This is a genomic window from Bradyrhizobium sp. AZCC 1721 (assembly GCF_036924715.1).
In the GTDB taxonomy this organism is placed as follows: domain Bacteria; phylum Pseudomonadota; class Alphaproteobacteria; order Rhizobiales; family Xanthobacteraceae; genus Bradyrhizobium.
In genome coordinates this window covers 944,681-966,716 of the sequence record NZ_JAZHSB010000001.1, presented here as the reverse complement: position 1 = coordinate 966,716, position 22,036 = coordinate 944,681, and the positions used below count along the sequence as shown (strand labels likewise).

At 63.9% G+C, this 22,036-nt stretch carries 23 protein-coding genes, 1 tRNA gene and 2 pseudogenes; 8 read left to right on the top strand and 18 right to left on the bottom strand.

Annotation, left to right across the window (positions count from 1 at the left end):
• Positions 1 to 6: 6 nt before the first annotated feature.
• A pseudogene (locus tag V1273_RS04690) lies at positions 7 to 1,079 on the top strand (phospholipase).
• A gap of 171 nt (positions 1,080 to 1,250) precedes the next feature.
• Complete coding sequence (locus V1273_RS04685) at positions 1,251 to 1,457, top strand: hypothetical protein (protein ID WP_334366488.1); 207 nt, start codon at positions 1,251 to 1,253, stop codon at positions 1,455 to 1,457.
• Positions 1,458 to 1,536: 79 nt separating this feature from the next.
• Here V1273_RS04685 and V1273_RS04680 read toward each other — a convergent pair whose 3' ends face one another.
• From V1273_RS04680 to V1273_RS04665, 4 genes and pseudogenes are all read right to left on the bottom strand, one after another.
• On the bottom strand, positions 1,537 to 2,208 hold the full coding sequence (locus tag V1273_RS04680) for a DsbA family protein (protein WP_334366487.1): 672 nt from the start codon (positions 2,206 to 2,208) through the stop codon (positions 1,537 to 1,539).
• A 30-nt stretch (positions 2,209 to 2,238) separates the two neighbouring features.
• A complete protein-coding gene (locus V1273_RS04675) occupies positions 2,239 to 3,024 on the bottom strand; it encodes a sulfite exporter TauE/SafE family protein (RefSeq protein WP_334369143.1) in 786 nt (261 codons plus the stop codon).
• Positions 3,025 to 3,123: 99 nt separating this feature from the next.
• A complete protein-coding gene (locus tag V1273_RS04670) occupies positions 3,124 to 3,600 on the bottom strand; it encodes a PaaI family thioesterase (RefSeq protein ID WP_334369142.1) in 477 nt (158 codons plus the stop codon).
• A gap of 20 nt (positions 3,601 to 3,620) precedes the next feature.
• Positions 3,621 to 3,767: pseudogene (locus tag V1273_RS04665) on the bottom strand (thioesterase); the annotation flags it as partial.
• A 98-nt stretch (positions 3,768 to 3,865) separates the two neighbouring features.
• Between V1273_RS04665 and V1273_RS04660 the strand changes: the two are divergent.
• Positions 3,866 to 4,462, top strand: a complete 597-nt coding sequence (locus V1273_RS04660) for a TetR/AcrR family transcriptional regulator (RefSeq protein WP_334366486.1) — start codon at positions 3,866 to 3,868, stop codon at positions 4,460 to 4,462.
• Positions 4,463 to 4,503: 41 nt separating this feature from the next.
• Here V1273_RS04660 and V1273_RS04655 read toward each other — a convergent pair whose 3' ends face one another.
• Entirely contained in the window at positions 4,504 to 4,974 is a 471-nt protein-coding gene (locus V1273_RS04655; protein ID WP_334408869.1) for a hypothetical protein, read from the bottom strand.
• A 251-nt stretch (positions 4,975 to 5,225) separates the two neighbouring features.
• Between V1273_RS04655 and V1273_RS04650 the strand changes: the two genes are divergently transcribed.
• A complete protein-coding gene (locus tag V1273_RS04650) occupies positions 5,226 to 6,314 on the top strand; it encodes an AbrB family transcriptional regulator (protein ID WP_442893706.1) in 1,089 nt (362 codons plus the stop codon).
• A 310-nt stretch (positions 6,315 to 6,624) separates the two neighbouring features.
• Here the strand turns inward: V1273_RS04650 and V1273_RS04645 are convergent, their stop codons facing one another.
• Positions 6,625 to 7,161, bottom strand: coding sequence for a disulfide bond formation protein B (locus V1273_RS04645; RefSeq protein WP_334383797.1), 537 nt, complete (start codon positions 7,159 to 7,161; stop codon positions 6,625 to 6,627).
• A 172-nt stretch (positions 7,162 to 7,333) separates the two neighbouring features.
• Between V1273_RS04645 and V1273_RS04640 the strand changes: the two genes are divergently transcribed.
• A tRNA-Leu gene (locus V1273_RS04640) sits at positions 7,334 to 7,418 on the top strand.
• Positions 7,419 to 7,467: 49 nt separating this feature from the next.
• Here V1273_RS04640 and V1273_RS04635 read toward each other — a convergent pair.
• The 8 genes from V1273_RS04635 to V1273_RS04600 form a co-directional block, all read right to left on the bottom strand.
• Positions 7,468 to 8,346, bottom strand: a complete 879-nt coding sequence (locus V1273_RS04635; RefSeq protein ID WP_334383798.1) for a LysR family transcriptional regulator — start codon at positions 8,344 to 8,346, stop codon at positions 7,468 to 7,470.
• Between the two features lies 1 nt (position 8,347).
• Entirely contained in the window at positions 8,348 to 9,358 is a 1,011-nt protein-coding gene (locus V1273_RS04630) for a phosphonate dehydrogenase (RefSeq protein WP_334408868.1), read from the bottom strand.
• A gap of 10 nt (positions 9,359 to 9,368) precedes the next feature.
• A complete protein-coding gene (gene phnE, locus V1273_RS04625) occupies positions 9,369 to 10,175 on the bottom strand; it encodes a phosphonate ABC transporter, permease protein PhnE (protein ID WP_334383801.1) in 807 nt (268 codons plus the stop codon).
• A 4-nt stretch (positions 10,176 to 10,179) separates the two neighbouring features.
• Positions 10,180 to 11,052: a phosphate/phosphite/phosphonate ABC transporter substrate-binding protein gene (phnD, locus tag V1273_RS04620; RefSeq protein ID WP_442894062.1), complete on the bottom strand. Its 873-nt coding sequence runs from the start codon at positions 11,050 to 11,052 to the stop codon at positions 10,180 to 10,182.
• A gap of 30 nt (positions 11,053 to 11,082) precedes the next feature.
• Positions 11,083 to 11,841 (bottom strand): phosphonate ABC transporter ATP-binding protein, encoded by a 759-nt coding sequence (gene phnC, locus V1273_RS04615; protein WP_334408865.1) that lies wholly within the window; start codon positions 11,839 to 11,841, stop codon positions 11,083 to 11,085.
• A 307-nt stretch (positions 11,842 to 12,148) separates the two neighbouring features.
• A complete protein-coding gene (locus tag V1273_RS04610) occupies positions 12,149 to 12,667 on the bottom strand; it encodes a DUF3592 domain-containing protein (RefSeq protein ID WP_334408863.1) in 519 nt (172 codons plus the stop codon).
• Positions 12,668 to 12,828: 161 nt separating this feature from the next.
• Complete coding sequence (locus tag V1273_RS04605) at positions 12,829 to 14,787, bottom strand: peptidoglycan-binding protein (RefSeq protein ID WP_334408862.1); 1,959 nt, start codon at positions 14,785 to 14,787, stop codon at positions 12,829 to 12,831.
• A gap of 476 nt (positions 14,788 to 15,263) precedes the next feature.
• On the bottom strand, positions 15,264 to 15,647 hold the full coding sequence (locus tag V1273_RS04600) for a YybH family protein (protein ID WP_334408860.1): 384 nt from the start codon (positions 15,645 to 15,647) through the stop codon (positions 15,264 to 15,266).
• Between the two features lie 73 nt (positions 15,648 to 15,720).
• On the opposite strand from V1273_RS04600, the gene V1273_RS04595 reads away from it, so the two are divergent.
• The gene (locus V1273_RS04595) at positions 15,721 to 16,101 is read left to right on the top strand and encodes a winged helix-turn-helix transcriptional regulator (protein WP_334383806.1); all 381 of its coding nucleotides are present in this window, start codon (positions 15,721 to 15,723) and stop codon (positions 16,099 to 16,101) included.
• Between the two features lie 49 nt (positions 16,102 to 16,150).
• Here V1273_RS04595 and V1273_RS04590 read toward each other — a convergent pair whose 3' ends face one another.
• Positions 16,151 to 17,941: a peptide ABC transporter substrate-binding protein gene (locus V1273_RS04590; protein ID WP_334408858.1), complete on the bottom strand. Its 1,791-nt coding sequence runs from the start codon at positions 17,939 to 17,941 to the stop codon at positions 16,151 to 16,153.
• A 53-nt stretch (positions 17,942 to 17,994) separates the two neighbouring features.
• Between V1273_RS04590 and V1273_RS04585 the strand changes: the two genes are divergently transcribed.
• Together V1273_RS04585 and V1273_RS04580 are read left to right on the top strand one after the other, a co-directional pair.
• Positions 17,995 to 18,207, top strand: coding sequence for a hypothetical protein (locus tag V1273_RS04585; protein WP_334366474.1), 213 nt, complete (start codon positions 17,995 to 17,997; stop codon positions 18,205 to 18,207).
• A complete protein-coding gene (locus V1273_RS04580; RefSeq protein WP_334408857.1) occupies positions 18,177 to 19,343 on the top strand; it encodes a Kelch repeat-containing protein in 1,167 nt (388 codons plus the stop codon). Before V1273_RS04585 ends, V1273_RS04580 begins: the two co-directional genes overlap by 31 nt.
• On the opposite strand, the gene V1273_RS04575 is transcribed toward V1273_RS04580, so the two are convergent.
• From V1273_RS04575 to V1273_RS04565, 3 genes are all read right to left on the bottom strand, one after another.
• Entirely contained in the window at positions 19,327 to 19,683 is a 357-nt protein-coding gene (locus V1273_RS04575; protein ID WP_334408856.1) for a hypothetical protein, read from the bottom strand. The two genes, V1273_RS04580 and V1273_RS04575, sit on opposite strands and share 17 nt — an antisense overlap.
• Positions 19,684 to 19,773: 90 nt before the next feature.
• The gene (locus tag V1273_RS04570) at positions 19,774 to 20,724 is read right to left on the bottom strand and encodes an oxygenase MpaB family protein (protein ID WP_334408855.1); all 951 of its coding nucleotides are present in this window, start codon (positions 20,722 to 20,724) and stop codon (positions 19,774 to 19,776) included.
• 57 nt (positions 20,725 to 20,781) lie between these two features.
• Entirely contained in the window at positions 20,782 to 21,966 is a 1,185-nt protein-coding gene (locus V1273_RS04565) for an MFS transporter (RefSeq protein ID WP_334408854.1), read from the bottom strand.
• Between the last annotated feature and the right edge of the window lie 70 nt (positions 21,967 to 22,036).

The following is a 22,036-nucleotide window of genomic DNA, read 5'->3' as shown; positions in this document are numbered from 1 at the left end:
GGCGTGATGAGTGAGGCCGTGGTGGACGACATCGTGGCCGTGCTGCCGCCACTGCTGCAGTCGCTCGAAGCCCTCGGCTTTATCGCGCGCTACCTGAACCCGCCCGATTTCGACCGCGTGATGGAGGCCGCAGGCCAGCCTGACGAGGCCTTGCGCGCGGTTCGGTCGAAGCTCGCAGAATGGCCGGCGGAGTTCGCAGATATCAAGACCTCCCTCGACGCGGCGAGCGATGCGGCGCTCGCCGCGTTCGCTGCTCTGCGCGTCGTGCAAAATGGCAATGGCGATCTCGTTAGCGTGTTTCGCGCACTTCGCTACGCTCCGCGTGCGCAGGAGGCACTATATGCGCTGGCTACAAAATTGCCGCCGGTGAGCGAGTTCTTCGTCGACCCGTCGCTGCGCGACGACGACGATCTCGCGGCGCGGCTGGCGGCGCCAGCCAATCCAAATACCGGCGTCTTTCACGATCATAACGAGTCGGGCAGCCGCGGCGGCTTCTCCGCCTACGTGCCGGAACATTACACCCCCGACCGCGCGCTTCCGCTGGTGATGGCGCTGCATGGCGGCAGCGGCAATGGCCGCGGCTTTCTGTGGAGCTGGCTGCGCGATGCCCGCAGCCGCGGCGCGATCCTGGTCGCCCCGACCGCGACCGGCTCGACCTGGGCGCTGATGGGCGACGATACCGACACGCCGAATTTGATGCGCATCATGGACGCCGTACGCTCACGCTGGAACGTCGATCCCAGGCGGATGCTGCTGACCGGGATGAGCGACGGCGGCACGTTCTGCTATGTCACGGGATTCGAGAGCGCCTCGCCCTTCACTCACCTCGCGCCGGTCTCGGCAACGTTTCATCCGCTGATGGCCGAAATGGCCGATGCCGACGGCTACGTGGCCTGCCTGTTCACATCGTGCACGGCCGGCTCGACTGGATGTTTCCTGTACAGGTGGCGCGGCAGACAGCCCAAGCGCTGTCGGCCGCTGGTGCCAACGTCATCTATCGCGAGCTCGACGATCTCAGCCACACCTATCCGCGCGAGATGAATGCAGAGATATTGCAATGGCTGAACAGCCATGCCTGACCACCGATGATGCTGCCGACACAATCTCGTCGCAAGCTGATGGCGACCGGCACAGCCACGGGGGCGGCACCTTCCGCCTCGGCTCCCCGCCCGGCGCCGCCGAAGGCGCGATCCTAGATCGGGGAACCATCCCTCGTCTTGCGCGTTAGTGAGCGGTCACGGAGGTATCGCATGCGGACGTTTGTCGGAATGATTTTGGGCGCGCTGCTGCTAGTTTTCGGCGTCTATGTCTACGATTCCATGCGGACGTCGAGCGTCGCCAGCGGCCAGGTCGCGCAGGCCAATCGCACCCTCGTCAACTGGGATGTCGTGGCAGAGGACTGGAAGGCGCTGAAAACGCGCGCTCACGACGATTGGGTCAAGCTCTCGTCGCGATAATTGCTTGATAATCTCCTGGCGAGATCAATCGCAACATTCGAACGCCGTCGTCCCGAACGACGGCGTTTTGGCGCTCTAGCTAATTGCTTTTCTTCGCCTTGCGCGCGTCGGCAATCACCATCTCGAATTCCGCCATGGTCAGGATTCCCGGCACGCGGAACTTGCCGACGATGAAGGACGGCGTTCCCTTGAATCCGAAGGCCACCGCCTGATCGTGGTTGCGGGCGAGAATGGTGTCGATTGCCTTCGCATTCGAAGTGAGGTCGCGGTTGAGACGGTCCATATCGATGCCGGCGCCTGCCACCAGTTCGCGGATGCGCGGTTCGGTCAATTTCGAACTGACGCCGATCATCGCCTCGTGCGCCGGCAGGTATTTGTCCTGATACTTAGCGGCGAGCGCCACCCGCGCCGCGTATTTTGAGACGTCGCCCAGGATCGGCCAGTCCTTCAGCACCAGGCGGACCTTGCCGTCGTCCTGCACCACCTGCTGGATCTCGGGCGCGATCTTGCGACAATACGGGCAGTTGTAGTCGAACCATTCGACGATGTTGATGTCGCCGTCGAGATTGCCGGTCGCGGGAGCGTCGGGGTCGCGGAGCACCAGGGCTTCGGTCAGGATGTCGTCGCCTTGCGCGAACGCCGGACGCGACATGCCCGCGCCGAACAGGGCCACGCCCGCGCCGAGCAAGCCAAGCGCTTCGCGCCGCGTCGGGCCTGGGATCGTCCCGGCCGGATTATTCAATCGCTTCATCTGGGTCTCGCCAAGGGCCGCATTTCCTGTCTACGGCTGAGATAGGGATATGTTACGCGCCAGCATATAGAGCGCCACGGCAATAATGACCACGGCGAACACGATGTTGAGCGCGCCGCGGCGCTCGGCGAGGTGCCGCGCCGAACGCGTGCCGGCCAGTCCGCCGGCGAGGCCGCCCGCCACGAACAGTCCCGCCAATGCCCACGACACCAGCCCGGACCAGGCATAGCTGGCGGCCGTGGTCAGGCCGAATGCGGTGACCGCGACCAGGGAGGAGGACACCGCGTTCATGATCGGCATGCCGGTCGCCAGCATCAGGGCCGGTACGATCAGGAAGCCGCCGCCGATGCCGAAGAATCCCGACACCGTTCCGGTGGCGAGGCCGAGGCCGACGATAGCTGGCATGTTCGCCATCGAGACCTTGACGTCAGGCATGCCGATCCGCGAGCGCGTCTTCAGCATCAACAGCGCGATGACGATCATCACCAGCGCGAACAGCGCCAATAGCCGCTGACCGTCCATCATCTTGCCGAGGATCGAGCCACCGAAGGCGCCGGCCATGCCGGCCGCGGCGAAGATCAGCGCGCAGGACCAGATCACGGTGCCGCCGCGCGAATGGTTGGACAGGTTGAGCGCGGCGTTGGCGGCCACCGCAATCGCGCTGGTGCCGATCGCCATATGGGGCTCTGCCACGCCGACCACATAGACCATCAGCGGCACCGCCAGAATCGAGCCGCCGCCGCCGACCAGGCCAAGCGAGAAGCCGACCAGCATCCCCGACGCCAGTCCCAGCACACCTTGCGCCGTGGAGATGATCAAGTTGAAAGACTCAGTTGCACGGCGCAACCATAGAAGAATTTTCTGCAGATCGCCATGGCCGCAGCACAAAGCTGCACTGCAATGCGCATCAGCCGATCAGGCTGCGACATGCCCCCTCTCTGGCGATGCGCCCTCGCGGCTGGTCAGCGCCATCAGCGTGCCGGTCATGGTCGCGATCAGCGTCTCCTTGCCGTCATCCGCCGCATAGGCGCGGGCCTCGCACACCGTCAGCGTGCGGCCGGGCTTGACGACGCTGGCGCGGAACGCGAACCGCTCGCCGCGCGCCGGCGCCAGCAAGTTGGTCTTGAATTCCACGGTGAGAATCCCCGCACCCGGCGGCATCAGCGTGAAGGCGGCGATGCCACAGGCATTGTCGAGCGCGGCCGTGATGATCCCGGCGTGGATGAAGCCGTGCTGCTGGGTGAGGTCGAGCGCATAATCCATCGCGAGATCGACCTCGCCCGGCTCCAGCCGCGCGATCGAAATGCCGAGCGTCTTCATCGCGCGCTGCTGCTCGAACATGGCGGTGGCGAGCGCGCGATAATCCGGGTTCTTCGGCTCGAAGCGCGGCATGGTCACGCCATCGCCGGTTCGAGATGCCGCATTGTCAGCCCGAGCCGGGCGAACAGATTCCAGTTCGCCTCGTCGAACTTGCCGACATACCACATGATGTTCATGTGCCCGACATGATCGCATTGCCACGGATAGACCGTGCCGCGATAGGTCGCGTCCGTTTCCATCGTTTGCTCCCGCTCTTTTGTTTCTTGATACGGTAGCGTATCAGGCCCTCTCCAGGTTAGCAATACGGTACCGTATCGACACTCGGTGGGACCGGACCATGAGCAATGCCAAAGAAGCGGCGCGAACCGGAGAGGCGCGCGCCGGCGAGGTTCGCCACGAGAGCTGGATCGAGGCCGGCTTTGAGGAAATCGCCCGGACCGGCGTCGAGGGCGTACGGGTCGAGGTGCTGGCCAAGAACCTCGGCGTCACCAAGGGCGGTTTTTACCGCCGCTTCCGCGACCGCGCGGCTCTGCTGGACGCCATGCTGCAGCACTGGAGCGCGGGCCGCATCGCCGCGATCGAGAAACAGACCAGCCTCGACGGCGCGACCGCGCGCGAGCGGCTGAAGGCGCTGATCGCGCTCTATTCCGAGCGCATGAACACCGAGGCCATGGCGGTCGAACTGGCGATCCGGCAATGGGCCCGCTCCGACGAGCTGGCAGCCAATGCGGTGGCGAGCGTGGACGCTGCGCGGCTGAAGAATGTCGGGCATCTCTATCGCGCGACGGGACTGGCGGCCGAGGAGGCCGACGCGCAGGCGTTCCTGTTCTACTGCTTCGTGTTCGGGCAGAGCCTGCTGTTTCTCGAACGCGGCCAGCGCAAGCGCGCGCAACTGGTGGCGAAGTCGGCCGAAACATTGCTCCGCGAAATATAGGCGCGGCCGAAACCTCCGGCCGCGCCCACGTCGATTGCTGGCTAGACCGAGCCCTTCAGCTTCTTGTTGCATTCGCTGTAATAGCCGCCGCCCTTCTGGATCCACTTCATCCCACCATTGGCGTTGCTGGCCTTGTTGGCGTTGTATTGATCGAGGCAGGTGTGGAAGCGCTGCTTCGTCGCCGTCTCCTTCGAATATTTTGCGTCGACCGCGCTCGGAAAAGTTGCGGGGCCGGACGGCGCCGCCGGTGCGGCTTCCTTCTTGGCAGCCGTCTTCTCTTCCTTCGGCGCGGCGGCCGGAGCCGCAGCGGCGGCAGCGGGCGCGGCGTCGGCGCCGCACTGGGCTTTCCGGAAGTCGTTCCACTTCTGGCCGCCGAGCGTGCCGGCGGCCTTCGCAGCCTGGTATTTGGCGCTGCATTCCTGCGCCGTCAGGGCATTCGCCTGCGAGGTCATCGCAAACGCAGCCAATGCCGACAGCGCACACGCGCCCAGTATTTTTGCCTGAATAGTCATCCCTGGTCTCCTTAGGGCAGTAGTCATCTGCGGTGCCCATCCTAGCGCAACCACAGCTTGCGACAACGCATCGGACGAACCCTGCGGTAAAAATTTTCTGACGGCGAAGAGGCGCGATTCGTCGTGGCATTCAGCCCGTGTTCAGCCAACGCTACGGGACGTTTGTGCAGGCATTGTGCAGACGCTAGCCACGCATTGCTGCAATCGCGTGACGCATTTGTCCGGTGCAAGCGGATTTGCCATAAGGCGGCGTGAGCCTGATCCCCGCCTCGATATCCTCCGCTATGGCCGATCGCGCCAAGATTCTCGGCACGCTCGAGACGCTTGTCGTCGGCGCCGCCGGCGGCCTCTTGTTTCTGTGGCTCAACCTGCCGGGTGGGTTGATTTCCGGCGCGATGGCTGCGGTGGGCGTCGCCGCGCTGGCGGGGCGGCCGGTCACCATGCCGGCGATCCTGACGCAGAGCGTTTTGGTGCTGCTCGGCATCACGCTGGGCTCGCTGGTGTCGCGGCAATTGATCCAGCACATGAGCGCCTATCCCCTGACCATCGGCCTGTTGGCGCTGGCGACGTTCTGCTCGACCTTCGGCTCGAGCTTCTATCTGCAGCGCGTGCACGGCTGGGACCAGACCTCGGCGCTGCTGGCGGGAAGTCCCGGTGCGCTGTCGCAGATCACCATGCTTGCCGCCGAGAAAGGCGCCGATGTCGCGGCAATCGCCGTGGTGCAGACCATGCGCGTGATCATCCTGACCGCCGCCCTGCCGCTGCTGCTCGCCTTCACCGGCGTCGCGCAGAGCGCGCCCATGGAGCTGATCAGCCTCGTCGTCGCCTCGCCGCTCGAGCTCGTCGTGCTGGCCGCCGCTGCCCTCGCCGTCGCGCTGCTGCTTCGGCTGGCAAAGTTTCCGGCGAGCTGGATGTTCGGCGCGATGATCGCCTCCGCCGCGCTGCACGGCACCGGCCTGATCGAGGGCGGCCTGCCGCCCTGGATGCGCGGCGTGGCGCTGGTCGGCATCGGCGCCGTGATCGGCACGCGCTTTGCGCGGATCAGCAAGTCGACGCTGCTCAGCCACATCAATGCCGGGCTCGGCTCGTTTGCGGTCGCGATTCTCATCTCCTCCATTTTCGTCACGGTGATCGTGCTGAGCACTTCTGTGCGCTTCGCCGACGTCGTGGTCGCCTTTGCGCCGGGCGCGATGGACGCCATGCTGGCGCTGGCGCTGACGCTGCACATCGATCCGATTTTCGTCGGCGCCCATCATCTGTCGCGCTTCGTGTTCGTCTCGATCACCACGCCCGGCATCGTGCACCTGTTCGGCCGCCCGCAGGAGGACGTGGACGATTAGATGAGGTCGATTTTTTGCGGCCGATCCGCTCGTCGTCCCGGCGAACGCAGGGCCCCATAGCCACCGCTTGCGGAAATGGCGCTACGCGAGACGGCTTCTTCTCACAACAAACAGTCGTGGTTATGGGTCCCTGCGTTCGCAGGGACGACGGGATCGAGGCGAGGACCTCTCAACATGTCGCCCCTGCGAACGCAGGGGCCCATACACCGCGGCCCGCGCAAAGGGCACAAGGGGCGACGGCTGCCCTTCGACAATGTAGGCTGGTGATTGGGTCCTGTTTTTCGCAGGGACGACGACTACTGCGACCGAGCTACGCCCGCTTCGCCGACACGATGCCCCACATGGCGATCGCCGCCATCGCCAGCGAGATCAGCACGTTGTAGCCGGCAAGCGAGAGCCCGAGGAAGCGCCACTGCACCTCGTCGCAGCGGATCACCTTCACCGTGTCGAGACGCTGCAGCAGCGTGCCGGCGGTGCCGAGGTCGGCCAGCGGGCCGGAGCAATCGGTCGGGCCCTGCCAGAATTGCCATTCGACGCCGGCGTGATAGCCGCCGAGCCAGGCATTGGCGAGCGCCGCCAACAGCAGCACCGCAAACCCGGCCAGCGCTACCTGCCGCGGCGCCCCGCGCGACGCGGCAAAGGCGATCACGAGGCCGAGCGGGACCGCCAGATAATAGGCGTAGCGCTGTTCGAGGCAGAGCGGACAGGGGCGGATATCCAGCACGAGCTGGAAGAACCAGGCGCCAGCCAGCGTCGCCGCGGCGACGACCGCGATCGCCAGTGCGGCAACGACGACCGGATCGGCGGGATGGCGCGCGTGCGACGAATGGAGGGCATCTGACGTCACGGATGTGCTCCGGAGCATGGGTTCATGCTCAAAATAGGCATCAGCCTCCTATCCCGCCACCGCCCAGGTGTCGAGACACACCACAATCACTTCCACGCGGGTTGACCCGGAAGCGCCGCCCGCTATATTCCGCCGGCTTCGCCGCACCGGCCTCCGGGCCTCGCGTCCGAAGGCCCCTGTGGCGGAACTGGTAGACGCGCTCGACTCAAAATCGAGTTCCGCAAGGAGTGCTGGTTCGATTCCGGCCAGGGGCACCACGCTTCGCTGCTTTGCAGCTTCGGCTAGGCAGGCGGCCGACAGCGACGGCTAAATGGTAAGGCCGCGCTCCCAGCTTAGCGACGCCTCGAACATCGCCATCGCCGGAGCCGTAGGCGGCAAGGACTCGGGAACGATCAGCTTGATCTCCTTGGCGAGTTGGGCCCCTTCAATTCGAAGCGCGGCGAGCTGCTCTGTAGCGACTTCGTCAGCAACTGACGCTTCCATGACAATCGACGCACCGTGGCCGGCGCGGACTGCGCGCTTGACAGCCTCCGTATTGCCGAAACCGTCAATGATGGTCAAAGATTTCGCGAGTGGACCGAGTTGCTGACGCAGCAGATACCCCGTGCCGGTCCCGGATTCACCGCCCAGCAGCGGCTCGCCTTGCAGTTCGGCCACGGATACGGAGCCAAGCCTAGCCCAGCGGTGATCAGGTCCGACGATGACGACGAGTGGCTCCCTCGTCCAGGTGCGCGCGGTAAAGCCGGGCCTGCCGTCCCACCATTCCATCGCTGCAACATCAGCCTCGCCCCGCTCCAGACGGGCGGCGACATCTGCGTTCGATCCAATCCATTGTTCGACGGGAACGCCGGCACGCTGCCGAAAGACTGCAATGTGGGGCTGCAGCAGATAGGTGCCGACGTTGCTCGATGCCGCCAGGCGCAGCACCGGGAGATGAATTAGGCTGCGCACGCGGGAGGCCGTCTCGACCAGCGAGCGTGCCAGTGGAAGGAAGCGCGCTCCTTGATCGGTCGGCATGGCGCCGCCACGCTGCCGTACCACCAGCGGCGCAGCCAAGACTTCTTCAAGCTGGCGGATGTGATCCACGATGGTGGAAGGCGCCAGATCGAGCTGGCGCGCGGCCGCACGAACGCCGCGGGCGGCGATCACCGTGACGAACGAGCGAGCATGGGTCAGGTTCAGCATTTCACGCGGTCAATGCAGGATTTCCTAGGCGCACCGGCCTGTTGATGAGCCCGCCAGGCACCTTGCCGGCGAGCGCCTCGATGATGCTGGTCGCAGCGGATAACTCGATCTCGCGACGCACCGACATCACGGCCGATCCGATATGTGGTGTCAACACGGTCCGGGCGCCCGGCCGAATCAGCCTTGCGTCGATCGTTGCGGGCCGTTCCTGCCGCGCCCAATCCTCGCATTCGAAAACGTCGGCGGCATATCCGCTGAGCTGACCACTCTCGAGCGCATCGGCTACGGCCGCTTCATCGACCAGCGAACCGCGCGCGGGGTTGACGAGCAGCGCCCCGCGCCGCATCCGGCCGATCGCTTCGGCGTCGATCAGGCCGGTGGTGGATTCGGTCAGCGGCAGGCCCAGCACCACGAAGTCGGCGAGCCCCAGCACGTTCTCCAACGCCATTCCCTCGACACCGGGGCTCTCGAACGGCTCGGCGTCATACGCAATGATGCGACAGCCGAATCCCGAGAGCCGGCGCGCGATGGCCTGGCCGACGCGGCCGAACCCGACGATTCCCACCGTCGAGTTGTCGATGCCCGTGCCGTAAAGCTGGGGCCGCCAGCCAGCGAATCCCACTGTGCGAATTCCGGCATCGCCGGCCGGAATATGCCGTCCAAGCGCGATCATCAGTCCGATGGCCAGTTCAGCCGTCGGCTCGGTGAGAAGATCCGGCACGATTGTCACCTGGACGCCGCGTTCGCTTGCCGCATCCACATCGATATTGTCATAGCCCTTCAAAGCGGCGCCGATAACCTTCAGGTTCGGGCATCGCGCGAGAAAGGCGCGATCGACGCAATCGGTCATGAATGCCATGAGCCCGGCCGCTTCCCTGCAGCGTTCGATTACCTGGTCATAGCTCCATGGCTCGGGCCCATCGTTGGCAACGACGCGAGCAACGCCTTCGAACGCGACGCGCGTCTCGGGGAAGACCCGGTTTGTCAGCACAATAAGCGGCAATTCTGTCATCGGGAGACTATTACTTGAGCGATTTTCGCAAGTACGCGCCGACGCTGTCGACAATGACGACGCAGGCGAGGATCGAAAGCAGGATGGCCGACACTTGGCTGTAATTCAGTAGCCGCAGCGCCGAGATTAGTTCGAAGCCGATTCCCCCTGCACCGACGATGCCGAGCACGGCGGAAGCCCGGAAGTGATATTCCCACCGGTAGATCGTAACATCGGTGAGTTGCGGCAGGACTTGCGGCAGAACAGCGTGCTGGATGACCTGTAACGGCGTCGCGCCCGCGGCGCGAGCCGCTTCCAGCGGCTTGGGATCGACATGTTCGATGGCCTCGGCATAGAACTTGCCAACCATGCCGACCGAATGCAGCGCCAGCGCAAGGACGCCGGGCAGCGCGCCGAAACCGACCGCCGCGACAAACAGAACGCCAAGGATGATCTCCGGCACCGAGCGCAGGAAAGCGAGGAATGTCCGCACGGCCAGATAAACAATTGGGTGCGGACTTGTATTGGGCGCAGCCAGAAGGGCGAGCGGCAGGGAGAAGGCCACTGCGAGCGCGGTGCCGGCGATCGACATCGCAAGCGTATCCAGAAGCGGCCGCAGCCATGACTGCCAACGGCTGAAATCCGGCGGCACCATTTCGGAGGCCAGCGTACCAATCGCCGGCCCGCTTTCCAGAAACCGTTGCGCGTCGAAGAAGCCGGTGGCCGCCAGGGCTGCGACGCACGCAGCGACGATCAAGCCGACGAGGCCCGCCCCGCGCAAGGCGGAGCGGCGTTGCTCCTCAAGAATGGCGTCGAACGTATGGGAAACCGATTTCATCTTTTTACAGCTTGGCTACGTCGAGCTGGAGCACTTTCGCCATGTCGCGCAACACGTCGTAATCCTTGTCGGTTGCGGTCGCGATGCCTTCAACGCGGAACAGCTTGAGAATGGCGGGATCCTTCAGATCAAGGAATGCCCGCTTGATAGCCTCCTTGAGCTCGGGTTTCAGAAAACCTTGCACCGTTAGCGGATAGTTCGGAATGGGTTCGGACAATGCGAGCTGCCGGATCCTGGTCGGATCAATCTTCTTGGTCTCGACTAAGACGCGATAAATCTGCTCCGAGAGAGCGCCGGCTGGCACCTGCCCGGCAGCGACGGCACGCGCGACAGCATCGTGCTGGCCGAGATGCACGACCTTGTAGTCCGCGTCGCCGATCAGCCCCTGTTTGGCGAGATGGGCGCGCGGCGCAAGATGGCTCGACGTGGAAGCCCGGTCACCGAACGCGAATGGCTTGCCCTTGATGTCGGCCAGCTCCTTCACCGGACCATCCGCGTTGGCGATGAGGATCGACTGGTAATTGGGCTTGCCCTTGTCCACGCCGACACCGAAGGGCTCGATTTCAGGTGCTTTCGACTTGGCAAGCACGTAGGAGAACGGGCCGAAATATCCGACCTCGATGCGACCGAACCGCATCGCCTCAATCATCGACGAATAGTCGGTGGTGACGATGATCTCGACGGGCTTCTTCAGCAAGTCCTCGAGATACTTCTTGAGCGGCTGTGCATTCTGAATGATCGTCGATGCATTCTCGTCAGGCAGCAGGGCGACCCGCAGCTTGTCCGGATTGGTCTTGTCGGCGGCAAACACCGGAGCGGCGAGCGCGCAGAGGCCGGCCGCGGCCGACCCGACAAGGAAATTGCGGCGTTGCATCATCTGATTTCTCCATCCAGATTGACGGCTCGACTAGGCCGCCGTGGCCAAGCCCTTGCGTTGCGTCGCGTAGATATGATCGAGCGTGACCGGTCCGAGCTGATCCGGCGCGCCTTCGAAAACGACGCGTCCCTGCGCCAGCCCGATGATGTGATCGGCGAACCGGCGTGCCAGATCGACCTGATGCAGGCTGACGATCGCGGTGATGCCGTCCTCGCGGCAAATTCGATGAAGATCCTCAAGCACGCGGACGGAGGTGGCGGGATCGAGGCTCGCGACCGGTTCATCAGCGAGCACGATCTCCGGCTTCTGAGCCATGGCGCGCGCAATGCCGACGCGCTGCTGTTGTCCTCCGGAAAGCTGGTCGGCCCGGTCCAGCGCTCTGTCGGCGAGGCCGACCCGATCGAGCGCTTCCAGCGCGAGCAGGCGGTCAGCGCGTGGCAGCGGAAAAATCGATCGCAAGACGCTGTGCGCGGCGAGCCGTCCAGTCAGCACGTTGTCGAGCGCCGACAGCCGGCCGATCAAATGATGTTGCTGGAACACCATGCCGGTCCGCCGCCGATGCGCCCGCAACTGGGCGCGGCTGCCGAAGATCGATCCGCGACCTTCAACACAAACCTCACCCGAAGTCGGCCGCACCAGCCCGTTGAGGCTGCGCAGCAACGTCGATTTGCCCGCGCCTGACGTGCCGAGAAGAACGATGAACTTCCCCCGCTCGAACACAGCGGTGGTCGGCCGCAGCGCCTCGACGCCGTTGGCGTAGGTAACGGTCACGCTCCGAAGCGATAGCATGTCGAATCCCGAGACTGTTCGTTATTTCCGAACAATTGTAGCTGTTGTTCGCTTCCTGACTATCAACTGTGCATGACGCGGGGATGACACTGCCCAAGGCAGGCCAACGCCTGACCTGCCGACCGAGTTTGATGGACGCGCTCGACTCAAAATCCAGTCTTGGGAGTGGTGGTTCAATTCCGAAGAGCGGCACTTGCCTTCACTGCAGCGCGGCTTCGACCGGGCAAGCCGATCAACGCTTGCGCACGAACGTATTCGGACAACCGACAAGGTGCCGCCTTTGCCGCGGGCCTTTGACGTTACCAGCCTAACGTGATCTCTTCAGCCCAGCGCCGTGTCTTGGCGGGCTGGCTACATCAATGACGTGCAATGGTGCGTCGAAAGCCCGCGACACCCTCTTGATCAGCACGATCATGGCCGTTGCAACGATCAGGAAGACCGCTCCGATGAAAGCCACGATGATCGGCATCAGCCAAAGAGAAAACACGCCTCGGATGGCCGCCGATTCGGGTACATCGGGATCGTAGAGAACCGAGACAGTTTGTCCGGTGCGGTAAGCCGGCGGATTGCTGCGCAGCCCAGACTGAAATTCAATGGTGCGACCGTCCCTCGTCTGGAAGCGCACGACTGGCGCAAACAGGTAGCCCTTATCCTCGCTGTCGCGCAGGCGCACCATCTCGATCACCGACCCGGACGTTTCAATAGCGCGTGCAATCCATGTTTTTGTTGACCAGACGCTGAAGCCCGCTCCGAGCAATAGCAGCAGGCCAACCGGTATCAGGACGAACTTGGCAATACGGCTGAGAAAAACTGCAGGATCTTCCATGAAAAGACGCGCCCTGCGGCAAACATTGTTGTAGGCGAGGATGTGTCTTGGCGCGGACCGAAATGTTCAATGCTCCGCAGGTGTGATGACACTAGCGGCGAGCTCAGCGCCCAAGCAACGCTAGACAGCAATCTGCGCACAGGACCAGGTATCGTATCCGCTCACTTCTTCCCGAACGCTCCGAGCAGTCCGCCCAACAGCTTCGATGCAATCCCACCCAGCGCGCCGAAGCCGCCGGTGGCGCCGATTACGCCGGTGATGATCGGAATCAAGGTCGCCATCGTCGAGCCTGAAACCGGCGCGGTTGTGGTTGGCGCCTGACCGGCGATCGCTCCCAAATTGAAGGGCAAATTGAGAATGCCCGCCGACTGCAGCAGGGTGACGATACCGAGCATGCCGGCAGAAAGCTGCACGCTCGGCCGCGTCATCGCCGGCGCGAGCGGCTCGGCGGGCTTGTCCGGTTTTTCGGTACCCGGGAATGGCTTGCCGGTCAGCCGCTCGTACAGCAGCGGCATCAGCACGGTGATGAGATCGACCGGCGCAGCGGCGCCAGGCTGTTGCGGCGTTGCCGGCTGCGCGACGACCGGCGCCGGGACAGTGTTGACCGGTTGCGCGAGCACCGGCGTGTTGGCAATCGGCGTGACCGCCGGCGCCGGCTTGCCGGTCGCAAGCACGGTAAGAAGCTGCGTGATGTCGAGCTGCTTGCCGGTGAGCGCCGACTGCAGAATCAGCGGCAGCAGCAGTTCGAGGCCTTGGCCCGGCTTGGCAGGATCGGCGGCCATCGGTTTCTCCTTCGATAGCAACATGAGAATGAGCGGGAGCAGTTGCTGCAGGTCGAGCGCAGGAGCGCCAGCGGCGGGACCCGTCTCCGCCACCGCGACGCCGGGCTTAACGGTTTCCGCCTCGAGCGAGATGCCGAGCGCTGCCGCCGTTTCCGGCCCGACCGCGCCATCGACGACCATGCCCTCGGCTTCCTGGAAACGCAGCACGGCGGCTTGCGTGTTCAGTCCGAACTCGCCGTCGATCAGGCCGGGATCGAAGCCTTTAGCGGCCAGCGCCGCCTGGATGCGCGCAACCACGGCCATATCCATGTTCGGCGCACCGACCTCGTAGATGACGGCTGGCGGGTTGACCTTGATCGGCGCGGTACTGTCATAGGAGATGCCGGGAATCAGGATGCCGGTATGCCAGCCGCGGCCATGCACCGTGTCCGCTACCACGCCGTAACGCCGTCCCTTTGCCTCGATGGTGCCGCCATTGCCGTCGCATACGGCGATGTGGCCCATCTTGCCCGGACCAGGCGGATAGCGGAGCACGATGCCGCCGACGGTCGCCGCCGCCTCCTCCACCGAAACGCGCTTGCCGAGTCGCTCGAGGTCGGCCTTCCAGGCGCCGGTATAGGCATCGGCCTTGGCCGGCTGTGCCGTGTGGTCGACGCAGCCGTAAAGCGTGCCGGCTTCCTGATAGACCAGCCATGAGACGAACTCGGCGCAATCCCACGGGCCATGCCAATGCGGATCGTCTTTCGGCACCTGCGTGTTGACATATTGCTCGCCGATATGCGCGCGGGCGCGCTGCACCAGGCCCGCACCCGAGGGCACACCGCTCGCGGGCAGCTGGGCAATGGCTACGGCTGGCAGACCGTCGAAGAAGGCGTCGGCGCTGCCGGCCTTGTACATGCGATGGGCCTGACGCCACTGCTCCTCGGTCAGGTTATTGCCTTTGCCCGACTCGCGGCCGGCAATGGCTTTCAGCAAGGCGATCGCCTGCACGGGATCGTCGACCATCTCCTTGGTCAGGATGGCGTTCGGATCATAGCCCGGCACGCCGAAGCCGTGCGCGCCGGTCCACTTCGTTCCAGCTTCGCCGATCCGCATGCCGACATAGCTGCGCGACAACAGGTCGAAGTTCGAGGCGGCGCCGTTCACCGGCGAGGGAAAGCGTGCGATCTTGTGGCCGCCACCGATGATCCCATAGCCGGTCTGGCCGAAGCGCGCGGCCCGCGCACTGGGATATTGAGCGCCGGGATTGTTGTAGCGGAACGAAGCGACCTCGCTGCCTGCAACGTCGTCGCGATTGTCAGCCGTCGAGGGGTCGGTAGACCTGCCGATTTGACCCATTGCGCGCTCCCCCGTTTGTTTGCCTGCTGCCAGTTTCCTCTTCGCCGATCGCTGCGTCCTCGGCCTCGGTTTGCTGCTCATTGGCCGGCCCAGATCTGCCCTTTCGGCACGATGATCCGATCGCCCGGCCAGTGACAACCGGCCGGACGCGTTGTCCGCACTATCGATATTCGCTTGCGCAGCCGGAGCATGACAGCTCACGGCGAACCGTGAAGAGCTTACATCGTTTTGCAGCCTTCACGTGTGAGCTAGCTAACAGTTGCGATGCAGGTCACCTGCAATTCGACATCCCACCTGCCGCGCCTGAACGGGATAGCGTTCATTGCCGCGGCTGCCGGCGCGACAGTCGATTGCGCGCCGGCGCCGGCCCAGATGCGGGCCATGGCATTACGGTGGCAGTGCACTCAATTGGCGCGTCACGCCTTCGCTGGCATCACCTGCGATTAGGCACCGTAGTTCGCATGATAGCCTTCCACTTAGATGATGCGTGGCAGGGCGGCGCCCGCTGCGTGGTCGATGACGTAGCGCCAGGTGCCATCGGACTGGCGGCGGACCAACTCGACCGAGCTGCCGGACGCCACGATGGAGCCGTCCTGGGCGCGCAGTTCCCAATCTGCGCGCAGCAGAGCGACGTCACTGTGCTGGACGCAAAAGTTATTGCGCGACGTCATTGTGCCGGATGCTTGCAGGAGGCCCTGCAACTCACTAGCGATCGCGTCGAGCCCTATCAGACTTCGCTCGCTTCCATCCACGCGCAGGACGGCATCCACCTCGTAAAGCGCGAGCAGATTGTCTATGTTACGGCTGTTGAAGGCTTGAGCGAATGCCTCATTCATCTGGGCTGGCTCAGTCACGGTCATGTCTCATCTCCTCGTTGGGGAGAAGAAAGGAAGCACGTCCGTTCAGTGCTAACCAAACGGGAAGGAAGCCGCATTGTCATCTGCTGCGCTACGATTAGAACTCGACAATCCGCAACCGCGTCGCCCCGCTGATTGCCCGGTCGAGGATTGGCTGGCCTTCCTGGGCCACCGGTGGAACGCGCTTGTGCTCTGGCACCTGAAGGACGGCCCGAAACGGCACGGCGAGCTGGCGGAGCTTCTACCCGGCGTATCTCCGAAGGTGCTTTCTGAGCGTTTGGATGGGCTTGAAGATCGAGGCTTGGTGCTGCGCTCCCCAACCGTCGCGTTCCCACGGCGCGTGACCTACTCGCTCTCGCTCAAGGGCACCGAGCTCCTAAGCATCCTCGATCGGCTTGAGCTTTGGTCACGCCGGGATGATCGAGCGGCTGCTCGGTCGCATGACCACGCAAGCTGACGGAGTTAGCGCAGAAGCGTGATCGCCCGGCACACCAGTAAGCCCGCTCTCACCCCTCCCGATACCAGCTCGCTAGCTGCCACAAATCGTTGTCCCAGCCCGAGATATGCGCGGTCAGCTTGTTGCCGAGCGCCGCGACCCGGGTCCGGGAGGCGATGGGCTGGATGTAATTGTCTGTCACGACGAGGTCGTTGAGCTTGATGAACAGCGCCGCGCGCTTCACCGCGTCGAGCTCCCGTTCGGCCTGCTTGTAGATCTCGTCGTATTCCTTGCTTTGCCAGCGCGAGACATTGCGCCCCTGCCACTTGTTTTCCTTGTTCGCCACCTGCCACGACACATACTGGTTCATGAAGAACTGCGGATCGGCTTGCGGCATGGTGGTGTTGTACATCTGCGCGTCGCAATAGAAATGCGTGTAGGTGTCGGGATTGGCGGCGTCGGAGGAGAAGAACACCGATCCCACCACTGACTTCAGCTCGACGTCGATGCCCGCTTTCTGGCACGCCTGCTTGACGATGGCCTGGGTCTTCTGCCTGGGCGCATTGATCGAGGTCTGGAACACGAACTTCAGCGGCTTGCCGTCCTTGGCGCGAATACCGTCGCCGCCCTTTTTCCAGCCGGCGACCTCGAGGATCTGGTTGGCCTTCTCGATGTTGAATTCGAATTTGGTGTTTTTCGACCGGAAGCGTTCCGGGTTGTTGAGGAAGTTCGCGGTGGCCCGCGCCGTGCGGCCATAGATGAATTTCTCGATCGACGCGCGATCGATCAGGAGATTGACGGCCTGGCGCACGGCCGGATCGCTGAACAGCGGATGTTTGGTCTTTATGCTGGCGCGCTCGCCGTCGACCTCGATCGCGGGATCGGTCGAGTTGAGCTGCATGAATTCGACATTGCCCGACGGGGTGATGTTCACCCTGCCCTTTCCAGCGGCTTCCAGCTTCAGCAGGATGTCCTCTTCGACCAGCATGTTCCAGGCATAGTCGTATTCGCCGGACTGCAGCACCGCGCGCGCCGCCGACACCGCGTCGCCGCCGCCCTTGACCTCCACCTCATCGAACTGCGGCCGGTTGGCGACGTGGTAGTTGGGATTGATCTTGCCGCGGAGCATGTCGCCCGGTTTGAAATCCACGAACAGATAAGGGCCGGTGCCGACCGGCTTCAGATTGTGCGGCGCCTCGCGCGACCTGGCGCCGACATAATCCTTGAACAGGTGCTTCGGGATGATCATGCCGTAATTGCCGACAAAGGCATCGGCCCAGAACGGCGTCGGCTTGGCAAAAGTGAGGCGGACGGTGAAGTCGTCGATCTTCTCGACCGTGATGTCCTTGTAGTTGGCAATCGAGACCGCCGCAGTCTCCGGCGTTTTGGCATATTCCCAGGTGAAGACGACATCGTCGGCCGTGAACGGCATGCCGTCATGCCATTTGACGCCGCGTTTCAGCTTCCAGACCACAGAGCGGCCGTCTTCGGCCAATCCATGATTCTCCTTGCTCGGAATCTCGGCGGCGAGGATCGGTACCAAATTGCCGTCGCCATCCCATCCCGCCATCGGCTCGTAAAAGATCCGGCAGCCTTCCTGGTCCTTGGTGCCGACGGCGAAATGGGGATTGAGCAGGGTGATGGCCTGCCAATACAGCAGTTTCAGCACGCCGCCGCCGCCGGCCTTGGTCGGCTTGTAGGGAAGCGCGGTCGCAGCCATCGCGACCCCCGACTGGCTCAGCATCATCCCGGCCATCGGCGCCGTCAGGCCTGCGGCGATCATTCGCTGGACAAAGGCCCGCCGCGACAGCCGGCCGGTCTTCACGTCTGCAATCAGGTCTCGAAGTTGCCGTTCTTTCATGGGGGGCCGACTCCTCACTGGTGATGAATGCCTCGTCACGCTCGATCAAGGAAATGGATCAGGTCAGCGCGAACCTGTCAAAGCAGGATCCGGGCCATCCCGGTACCGTAACGGTCGTCCTGGCATCACCTGCAATTGAGTGCATCGGCGCGCCAGTTCCCGGCTTTGTCGTCTTGACCGCGCTCGCCTTTGTTACAACCATTGATGATACGGCCACTTTAGCCGAGGAGCTCTCATGTCGTCGACATCCGATCTGCCGCGTCTGAACAGGAGAGCTTTCGTTGCGGTGGCTGCCGGCGCGACACTCGGTTGCGCGCCGGCGCTCGCCCAGCATGCGGGCCATGGCACGCCGTCAGGCACAGCGCTGCCCGAAGCAACGCCCTCCGCCGATCCGTTCGCCCGGCTTCAGGGTGGCACGCCGCATCACCTCACCACCGAGCAGATTGCCCAGCGAAAGGTGGATAGTCCCGCGCCGCAGGGCCCGCAGGGGCGCTGGGCACCGAAGGCGGCGTTGCCGCTGCCGCGAAGCGAAATGGCCTGGGCCACCGCCTGGGCGGGGCGCATGCATATTGTCGGCGGCTATGGCGAAGGCCGTGTCGATCGCGCCTATCATCATGTTTACGATCCGAAGGACGATCGATGGTTCAACGCCGCGCCTTTGCCGCGCGGCGCCAACCATGTTGCCGTCGTGGCGGATGCGGGGCGCGTCTACGCGCTCGGCGGCTTCATCGAGCAGAACCGCAATCCCGACCCGAATGCGTTTTTCTACGACGTGGCCGCCGACAAGTGGACGACGATCGCGCCTTTGCCGCGCTCACGTGGCGCTGCCGCGGCAGTCGCACTCGACGGTAAGATACATCTGATCGGTGGCGCCGGCGCGCCCACCAACGAGCGCGCCAGTGTCGGCTGGCATGAGGTCTATGACCCGCAAACCGACAAGTGGGAAATTCGGAAAGCGCTCCCCGCCGCGCGCGACCATGTCGGCGCTGTCGCCTATAACGGCATGATCCACATCATAGGCGGCCGCTTCAACACCTTTGAATACAACACCGACCTTCACCACCTTTACCTGCCTGTATCAGACACCTGGAAGGAGCGCGCGCCGCTGCCCACGGCGCGTTCGGGCCACGGCCTCGTCGTCTACCGCGACCGCTTGTTCGCGATGGGCGGCGAATACGGCGTGCAGGACGGAGGCCAGATCTCGCAAGGCGTCGTATTCGGTCAGATGGAGAGTTACGATCCGAAGACCAATACCTGGCAATCTCATGCGCCGATGCTGACACCGCGGCACGCGGTCGGCGCCACCACGATCGGCGATACCATCTACGTTGCGGGCGGAGGCGCGGTGACGGGCGGCGCAGTCCAGTCGTCCGTGCACGAGGCGTTTACGCTGGCGGCTTGATTGCGATCTCGTCGCCGACCACGCGAAGATCGATCCTGCCGATCAGATCGGAACGAAGCGCCTCGGCCTCGCTGATGGCGGCCATGGTCTGCCGCAAGGTGCTGGCGTTGGAGCCGAGCGACACGATGCCGCCCAGCACCGCGGCAATCGAGCCGAGGGCGGCGACCTGATTGGACCCGAGCAGGCCAAGCATCGTGACGAGCATCAATCCGGCACCGAGCGCGATCACCGACTTCGAGACCAGCGTGATCTTGCGGCACCGCTCGGCGATCTCGGCCAGCTCCTCGAGCCGCGCTTCGATCCGCGAAATCTCGTCAATCGGGTCGTCGTCCTCGTCCATCAATATCAAAATCCGGTTCTGCAGGTTTCGTTTCAGGAATCTCGGCGGGCAGATCTCTTACCGCAAATGACACGCCGATGCCCATCGGCCTCACCTCTCCCGACGATCATCCAGCCGCGGTCGTCCGGTCCACGCCCGATTGAGCCACCGGGTAGCCAGCTCGAGCCGCGGCTTCCCCTGCAGCCGCGCCTGCGCTTCGTGATAGGGGCCGACGTAGCGGAGGCGGGTCGGCAGGTGCGGATACAGGCGGCGTATCCACTTGAGCGCGCGATCGGCGGCCCTCTGATCGCGCTCGTCGAGATCGAAGCCGAAACCTGTGCGCAGCCGCTCGGGCAACATCTGTGCGCTCAGGGCCACGTACCAGCGCGGCGGCCGCAACCACGGACGTGCGCCGGTTAAGATGTGGTGGGCCACGTCACGCGCCGCGGTGCTCACGGACAAAGTATCCGATCGAGCCATCGCGGCGTTGTAGTCGGTGAAGGATGACCAATCCGCCGGCAGGTCCGCAGGTCTCAGCCCGAACAATGCGCCGAACAGCCGGCTTTCGGCCCAATATTGCTCGCGCTGTTCGGGCGAGAGCGGAGGCAAGATAAGGTCGTGCGCGATGGCAGCGGTTTCGACAAGGGTGGCGTGAACCCAGCGCAACGCGGCGATGTCGTTGGCATTGTAGGATGAGCCTTGGGCGAAGCGGCCGCTCGCCTCGGGCAACACGCCTGAGATCATCGCGTGCCGTCGATGCAGGCGCCGGGCCGCGGCAGTCGCGCCATCGAGCGAACCGAACACCATTGTGAACATCAGCTCAAAGGTTCGATGAAAGCGACCGACTGGATCGGCAAAGGTGCGCGAGTGCTCGGCAACGGCGGTTGCGACCCAGGGATGCGCCAGTTGAAGCAGCAAGGCGCGCCCGGCTCCCAGAAAGATCACGGCTTCCCTGTCGATCCGCCACGTCATCGACGCCGGGCCAAAAATGCCCTCAGCCGGCCCGGCGGCACCGGCCCTGACGGCATCGAGAGTAGCGTCTAGATCGCTTTCCGAGACCAATTGACAAACCTTCCAGAGAGATCGACCTGCTTTTCGCGACGCGGATTCTACCGCAACTCAGCGTGCGCGGGCAGAGATATCCTGAGCATCGGTAAAGCCAAACCAGGCGAACGGCAACGCGAGGCCGCAGAGCACCGCCATCGCAACGAACGCCCCTCCGCCATACCTGGCATAGAAAAGCCCTGAAAGCAGCGTCAGTGCGGCCGTCACCACGCCCGCACCAAACGCGTAGATGGCTTGAGCCGTTGCGGCCATTCTGGCGGGGACAAGAGCTGCCATCAACCGCATGCAAGAAAGATGCAGCAGCGCGAACGTCAATCCGTGCAGCGGCTGCACCATCGCGAGCGCCACGACGGAAGGCGTCGTCGCCGCAACCGACCAGCGGATGATTCCGGCTGCTGCCGCCAACGCCGCCGCACCACGCGCGCCGAGCCGGTTGAGCAAGGCCGGTCCGATCAGAAAGAACACGATCACTTCTGCGGCGACGGCCTCCGACCACAAGACGCTTATGACGGAGGTGTCTATTCCGGCATTGCTCCACCGGATCACCGCAAAGGCGTCATGCATGGCGTGGCTGCCATAGATCAGAGCCGAGACGAGAATCAGGATTCGAAATCGCGCGATCCCAAGCAGTCCACGAACCGCGCCCGCAAGCTGCGAGGCGCCGGTATGCGGCGCCGATGGAGCTGAAACCTTGGGTACCAGCGCGGTTGCCCCAGCGGCAGCGACAAGCAGGGCTGCGTTCAGCCAGACCACGCGCGTCAGATCAGTGGACGTGATGAGTTGGCCGATGATCAGCGTGCCGCAGACGAAAGCCGCCGATGCCGAACCGCGGATCCAGCCGTATTCGAACGGCCGCCCCGCGATCTGCGGCCTGGCCACGTTGACCGACAAGGCGTCGGCCATCGACGTCGTAGGCGCCAGTGCCACGGCTTGAACCAGCGCCAGAAGCAGCAACAGCCAGAAGCCGTCGGCCCACAGCAACGCCACAGCCGTTGCTGCTGCCAGGGTGGCGCAGAATGCGAGCACGAGGCGCAACGATTGCAGGAAGTCTGCAAACATCCCGACGAGTGGACCGGCGACAAGACGCGCCAGCAACGCAGCCGCAAGTATCAAGCCGATCTGCTCGAACGTGAGCGCTCTGGTTTCAAAGAACTTCGGCCAGAACGGCGATGCCACGCCGAACGCCGCGTACAACGCGGCATAAAGAGCGACGTAGGCGACCGGCCCGGGAACGCGCATTTTTTGAAAGTTCCATTCGGTAGAATTACGGACGAGAAGAACACTGCTCTGCCGTAGTTCATCCGCGAAA